7 protein-coding genes are annotated in these 5,705 nt (G+C 74.5%); all 7 read right to left on the bottom strand.

The window, feature by feature from the left end; all coding sequences use genetic code 11:
* Positions 1 to 393: class II fructose-bisphosphate aldolase (locus CCN42_RS14270; RefSeq protein ID WP_211294704.1), on the bottom strand; the 393-nt coding region annotated here is incomplete at its 3' end.
* Between the two features lie 154 nt (positions 394 to 547).
* A complete protein-coding gene (pyrE, locus tag CCN42_RS14265) occupies positions 548 to 1,120 on the bottom strand; it encodes an orotate phosphoribosyltransferase (RefSeq protein WP_086735930.1) in 573 nt (190 codons plus the stop codon).
* A gap of 10 nt (positions 1,121 to 1,130) precedes the next feature.
* Entirely contained in the window at positions 1,131 to 1,919 is a 789-nt protein-coding gene (locus CCN42_RS14260; RefSeq protein ID WP_086735928.1) for an aldose epimerase family protein, read from the bottom strand.
* A gap of 57 nt (positions 1,920 to 1,976) precedes the next feature.
* Positions 1,977 to 2,900, bottom strand: coding sequence for an SRPBCC domain-containing protein (locus CCN42_RS14255; RefSeq protein ID WP_086735926.1), 924 nt, complete (start codon positions 2,898 to 2,900; stop codon positions 1,977 to 1,979).
* A gap of 55 nt (positions 2,901 to 2,955) precedes the next feature.
* Positions 2,956 to 3,192, bottom strand: a complete 237-nt coding sequence (locus CCN42_RS14250; RefSeq protein WP_086735924.1) for a LuxR C-terminal-related transcriptional regulator — start codon at positions 3,190 to 3,192, stop codon at positions 2,956 to 2,958.
* Positions 3,193 to 3,265: 73 nt separating this feature from the next.
* A complete protein-coding gene (locus tag CCN42_RS14245) occupies positions 3,266 to 4,855 on the bottom strand; it encodes a polyamine aminopropyltransferase (RefSeq protein ID WP_086735922.1) in 1,590 nt (529 codons plus the stop codon).
* An 88-nt stretch (positions 4,856 to 4,943) separates the two neighbouring features.
* Positions 4,944 to 5,462 carry a DUF2617 family protein gene (locus CCN42_RS14240; protein ID WP_086735920.1) on the bottom strand — a complete coding sequence of 173 codons (519 nt, stop codon included), beginning with the start codon at positions 5,460 to 5,462 and terminating at the stop codon, positions 4,944 to 4,946.
* Positions 5,463 to 5,705 lie beyond the last annotated feature (243 nt).

The raw sequence follows: 5,705 nt of genomic DNA, 5'->3' as shown, positions 1-5,705 counted from the left end.
GTCCCACATGTGGGACTGGAACAGCGGGTTCTCGCCGCGCGCGACGCGCTCCTCGGAGATCGCCAGCAGCGGGCGGACGTACCCGTCGAGCTTGTCCTTCGGGCAGTGGTCGGTGTGCAGGGCGACCGTCACGTCGTACTTCTGGGCGACGATGTGCGCGAACTCGGCCAGGGCGACCGCGCCGGTCACCATGTCCTTGTTGTGCTGGCCGCCCAGGAACTCGGCGCCGCCCGTCGAGATCTGGATGATGCCGTCGCTCTCGGCCTCGGCGAAGCCGCGCAGCGCCGCGTGCAGGGTCTGCGACGAGGTGACGTTGATGGCCGGGTAGGCGAACTTGCCTGCCTTCGCCCGGTCGAGCATCTCGTTGTAGACCTCGGGGGTTGCGATGGGCATCTGTCCGCTCCTTGTATGTGCGGGTGGGCGTGTGGTGCGTTTACGGCCCTGACCTAGACCATGGGGGCGACGTCATCGTCGGCCCCATCTTTCCAGACTCGGCCGGAAGGTCCATGGGGCCGTCCGAGCCGTGGGCAGCAGGGGCCGGCCGGAGTCAGTCGAGGCCCAGCTCGTCCTTGGAGAAGGCGTACAGATAGGGCACCCCCGCGCCCTCCTCGATCTTCTCCGCGGCGCCGGTGGCGCGGTCGACGATCGTCGCGACGGCCACCACCTCGGCGCCCGCCTCGCGCACCGCCTCGACGGCGGTCAGCGGGGAGCCGCCGGTGGTGGAGGTGTCCTCGACGACCAGGACGCGGCGACCGGCGATGTCCGGGCCCTCCACGCGGCGCTGAAGGCCGTGCGCCTTGGCGGCCTTGCGGACCACGAAGGCGTCCAGGCGCTTCCCGCGCGCGGCGGCGGCGTGCAGCATGGCGGCGGCGACCGGGTCGGCGCCCATGGTCAGGCCGCCGACCGCGTCGAACTCCAGATCGGCCGTCAGGTCCAGCAGCACCTGGCCGACCAGCGGCGCGGCCTCGCCGTCCAGGGTGATGCGGCGCAGGTCGACGTAGTAGTCGGCCTCCAGACCCGAGGAGAGGGTCACCTTGCCGTGCACCACGGCCTTGTCCTTGATCTGAGCGAGCAGCGCCGCGCGTGCGCCTTGCGGCGTTACTTCGTTGACGTCCGTCATGCCCCACAGCTTAGAGCCGGGTCCAGCTCCAGGTCGTGGTGGCCTCCAGCGGCTCCAGCGGCGTGACCAGGCGCGGTGCCGTGTTCAGCCCGTTCGGCGGACCGGTCTGCGGCTCCACGCACACGGCCGCCTCCTGCTCGTCGTAGACGACGACCCACCGCTCGGGGCTGGTGACCTTCAGACGGAGCACGCCCGGCCAGGTCAGGGTCACGTCGACGCCGTCGGGCATGCCGAAGCAGTCGTCCCACGGTCCGGGCTCCGGGTCGGTCCGGTTGCCGGTGGGCAGGTGGTCGTCGCCGCGCTCCTCCTGCCAGGCAGGTGCGAAGTCGATCTCCACGCCGGTCCCGCCGAGGGTGCGGTTGAACCACGGGTGCCAGCCGAGCTGCGCCGGGAAGGACGACTGGTACGTCTCGACCGACATGGTCAGCGTCAGCGCGTCCGGCGTCAGCGCGACCACCTGGGTGACCCGGCCCGGGTAGGGCCACGGCTCGGTCAGGTCGTACGTGAGGACCGCCTCGTCGGCGGCGGTGCGGGCCACGGACCAGGCGGCGTCGCGGGCCGTGCCGTGGATGGCGTGCGGGGCGGCGTTGAGCGGCATCTGGTGCTCGGCGGCGCCGTCGCGGAACCGGCCGTCCCTGATCCGGCCGCACCAGGGGACCATGGGGAAGCAGCCGAAGCGGTCGCCCTGGCGGAGCAGCTCGGTGCCGCCGACGCGCAGTCCCGTGACCCGGCCGCCGTTGCCGGGGGCCAGGGTCGCCTCCGCGTCGCCCGCGGACAGCGTGATGTCTTCGTTACTCACGGGACGACCCTACTGGGCCGATCAAGAGGGCGTTCCCGCCGACGGCCCCGCGGTGGCTCAACGGCGTCTGCGCAACGCCCGCCCCACCACGATCGCCGAGGCGACGGCCACCGCCGCCGCGGGTGCCGCCCAGCGCAGCGCGCTGCCCCGGACGACGGTCTGCGGAGCGGGCACGGGGGCGTACCGGCCGCGTGGCGGGGCGTGGTCGACCTCCTCCGCGCTGCGGCCGATCATCGTGCGGCGCGCGTGCGCGGCCTCGGCGGGCGGCTCGGCGGAGTCCGCGAAGTCCCACCCGCCGGCGGCGGCCGCCACGTCGTCGGCGTCCGGGTCCAAGGAGGGGGGCGGCACCTCGGCGTCGAACACGGAGGCGTGCTCGCCGGCATCAGGACCGGCCGTCTCGGCGGTGTCCGGGCCGGCCGTCTCGGCGGCGTCCGCACCGGCCGTCCCGGCGGTGTCCGGGCCGGGCATCCCGGCGGCGTCCGCACCGGCCGTCCCGGCGGTGTCCGGGCCGGGCGTCCCGGCGGTGTCCGGGCCGGGCGTCTCCCCGGCCGGTTCGGTGGCCGCCTCGGCACCCAGGTTCTCCGCGAACCGGTTCAGCAGCCGGGTCGTGGCGGACCGCACCGCCTCCTGAGGCAGCTCGGCGATCCGGCCGTCCGCCGTGGCCGTCCCGGTGAAGACGAGGGCCGTGCCCTCGTCCTGGGGGCGCAGGCGGAGGGTGAGGTCGAGCGTGACCGTGCCGGAGCCGCGGGTCTCCGTGCCGTCGCCGACGACGCCGTACGACCCGTCGTCGCGCGCGGAGAGGAGAACGGCGCCCCGGTAGGTGATGGTGGTGCCGCCCGCCCGCAGCTTCAGCCGCCCGGCGACCGGCTCGGCGCCCGCCTCCTGCTGGAGCCCGGGGACCGCCCGGGCGACCCGCGCGGGGTCCGTGAGCGCCGCCTTCAGCCGGTCGGCCGGTACCGGTACGAACACCTCGTGTTCCATGACGTCGCAGCCTACCCAGTGACGGCCCGGACACACCCCGCCCGGCGGCCGTCCGTCACCCGCCCGACGCGCCCGTCGTCACCAGCCCTGTCTCGTACGCCGGCACCCTCGCCTGGGCCCGGCCGGCCAGGCCGAGCCCGGCCTCGGCCCGGTCGAGGTGGGTCCTGGCGGTCGTCTCGCTGATGAACAGGCGGTCGGCCGCCTCCGCGTCGGTCAGCCCCCGGCCGGCCGGTTTCCGGACCTCGGCCTCCCGCCGGTCAGCGCCGCCACACGCTGAACGTCGTCCGGCCACTGCCGACGGAGGTGCGAGGCGGCCCGTCCCACTCCTGGGGAAAGGCGGGGCGGGCCGCCCTTCCGCACACCGGTCAGCCGCGGTAGCGGGGGTGCACCAGCGTCGACGGCGGCAGGCCCGGGATCCGGCCGGCCGCCGCCTCGGCCCGCCCGGCGGCCAGCAGCCGCGGGGTGAGGCTGTGCGGGCGCGGGGCCCCGGGTCCGGTGGCCAGCCCGAGCGGCGGGCGGGCGCCGGGGGCGGCGAGGACGAGGCCCCGGTCGCGGGCGGCCAGGTAGGGCGTGGTGCGCAGGCCCGCGGCGTGCAGGGTGCTGTCGACCGTCCACAGGAGGCGAGGGCGGGGGGCCGCCGGGCCGGTGTGGACCACCAGCCGGCCGCCCGGCGTCAGGGCGCGGCGGGCCAGGCCGTAGAACTCCTGGGAGTACAGCTGGGCGCCGGCCGCGCGGTCCGGGCCCGGCAGGTCGGCGATCACGACGTCGTACGCCGCGTGCGGTGCACCGCGCAGCCAGTGGAACGCGTCCGCGGCCGTCACCCGCACCCGCGGGTCGTCGTAGGCGTGGCCGTTGAGGGCGGACAGCGCCGGGTCCGTGGCGGCGAGCCGCACCAGGTCCGGGTCGTGCTCCACGACCCGGACCCGCCGCACCCCTGCGAACCGCAGCACCTCCCGCGCGGCCAGCCCGTCGCCGCCGCCGAGGATGAGCACGCGGCTGTGCGGGCCGTTCATCGCGGGGTGCACCAGCGCCTCGTGGTACCGGCGTTCGTCGCGTGCGCTGACCAGCAGCCGTCCGTCGAGGTACAGGTCGAGGGGGCGGCCGTGGGTGCCGCCGGTGAGGACGACCTCCTGGACGTCCGTGCGCACCGCGACCCGGACGTCCGCCCCGTAGACCGCGGTGCGCGCGGCCCGTTCGAAGTCGTCGACGAGGACGGCGGCCGCGGCGAGCACGCCGAGCACGGTGAGGTTGGCGGTCAGCAGGAGCAGCCGGGCGCGCCGGGTGAGGTCGCGGCCGAACAGGCCGAGCACCAGGGCGCCGCCCGCGACGACGTTGACCGCGCCGGTGAGCAGCGCGCCGGTCAGCTGGCCCATGAGGGGCAGCAGCAGGAAGGGGAAGGCGAGGCCGCCGGCCAGCCCGCCGACGTAGTCCGCGGCGAACAGGTCCGCCACTGCGCCGCCCGCGTCCTGCCGGCGGATGCGCTGGATCAGCTCCATGAGCAGCGGGATCTCGGCGCCGATCAGCAGTCCGATGGTGAGCGAGAAGGCGACCATGAGCGTCCGCGGCCCGGCGGCCCACGGTCCGCCCCAGTCGCCGGTCCAGGCGAAGACGGCGTAGAGGGCCATCGCGCTGCAGCCGCCGACCAGCGCGAGCACCGCCTCGATCACGGCGAACCCGGCGGCGGCCTGTCGCCGCAGCCTCTTCGCGATCAGCGAGCCGATGCCCATCGCGAAGACCATGACGGACAGGACGACGGATGTCTGGGTGACCGGGTCACCCGTCAAGTACGCGGCGAGAGCCACCAGTTCGAGTTCGTAGACGAGCCCGCAGGCCGCGCACACGAACACGCCCGCGAGGACCAGGAACCGCCCGGTTCCCGGACGGACGGGCAGCCGCGCGGGACCGCGCCGGGACGGCGGGGCGCCGGGCCGGGCCGGCGCGTGCGGTTCGATCACGACAGTGACGTTACGTCACGGGTGTGGCGCGCTTCGTCACCCACACGTGTGGATCTGGTTTGGGACGGGCCCGGGGTGGTTTGCGCCGTCAGGCGGTCACCGGCACCCGCGCCCCCACCCGTGTCCGGGTCGCCACCAGCTGGCCGTCCTGCGGATACGCGTGCCAGGTCCGCCAGTGCACCTGGCCCTCGTGGCGCTGCGCCAGCATCGCGGTGAAGGCGTGCGGGCTGCCGGGGAAGACACCGGCGAGGCCGTTGGGATGGTCGGAGACGAGGGCGAGGAGTTCCTGGGCGCGCCCCGCGAAGGAGCCCGGGGACAACACCTCGACGCGGGCGGCGAATTCGTACTCCCAGTCGTCCACCCGCTTGGCCACGCCGAGCGGCAAGGGGGTGCTGCTTCCGGGGATGCACGCCACCGTCTCCGAGCAGGTGCCCCGCTCTTCCTCCAGGAGCACCTGGTGGGAGGCGCCGAGCAGGCGCAACTGGAGTTTGGAGCCCGCCAGTTCGAGGTCGAGGGTGGCGAGGGCGGGCAGCGGTTCACGGCCCAGTGCCCAAGCGAGGTCGGCCGCGCGCGTGTCGGTATAGGAGGTTTTCAGGGTCGTGAGCATGGATCGGCTCCGCTAGCACGCAAAGGGAGTTCGACGCCGGGAGATCGGCCCGGTCAGCCCAGTCAGGAAGGGTGTCCGCCAGGACGTCCGAGGGCTGCGTTGGTGATGTAGAGGGAATCATGAACCGAGGCGCTGCCACAGCGTTTTTACCCAAGTTCGGAGGGTTTCCATCCCTCAGAGGGCTCGTCAGTTCAACTGTTCAACCAGGGCGCACGCCTGTACGTCGGCCGCGCACGCCGGAGC

Source organism: Streptomyces glaucescens (genome assembly GCF_002154375.1).
Taxonomy (GTDB): Bacteria; Actinomycetota; Actinomycetes; order Streptomycetales; family Streptomycetaceae; genus Streptomyces; species Streptomyces glaucescens.
The sequence above is the reverse complement of the archived record's forward strand: the minus strand, read 5'-3'. Positions and strand labels throughout refer to the sequence as shown.

Excerpts from the sequence above, each read along its gene's own strand:
- CCN42_RS14240 (WP_086735920.1), bottom strand. The coding sequence starts at position 5,462 with ATGCTCACGACCCTGAAAACCTCCTATACCGACACGCGCGCGGCCGAC.
- pyrE (WP_086735930.1), bottom strand. The coding sequence starts at position 1,120 with ATGACGGACGTCAACGAAGTAACGCCGCAAGGCGCACGCGCGGCGCTG.
- CCN42_RS14255 (WP_086735926.1), bottom strand. The coding sequence starts at position 2,900 with ATGGAACACGAGGTGTTCGTACCGGTACCGGCCGACCGGCTGAAGGCG.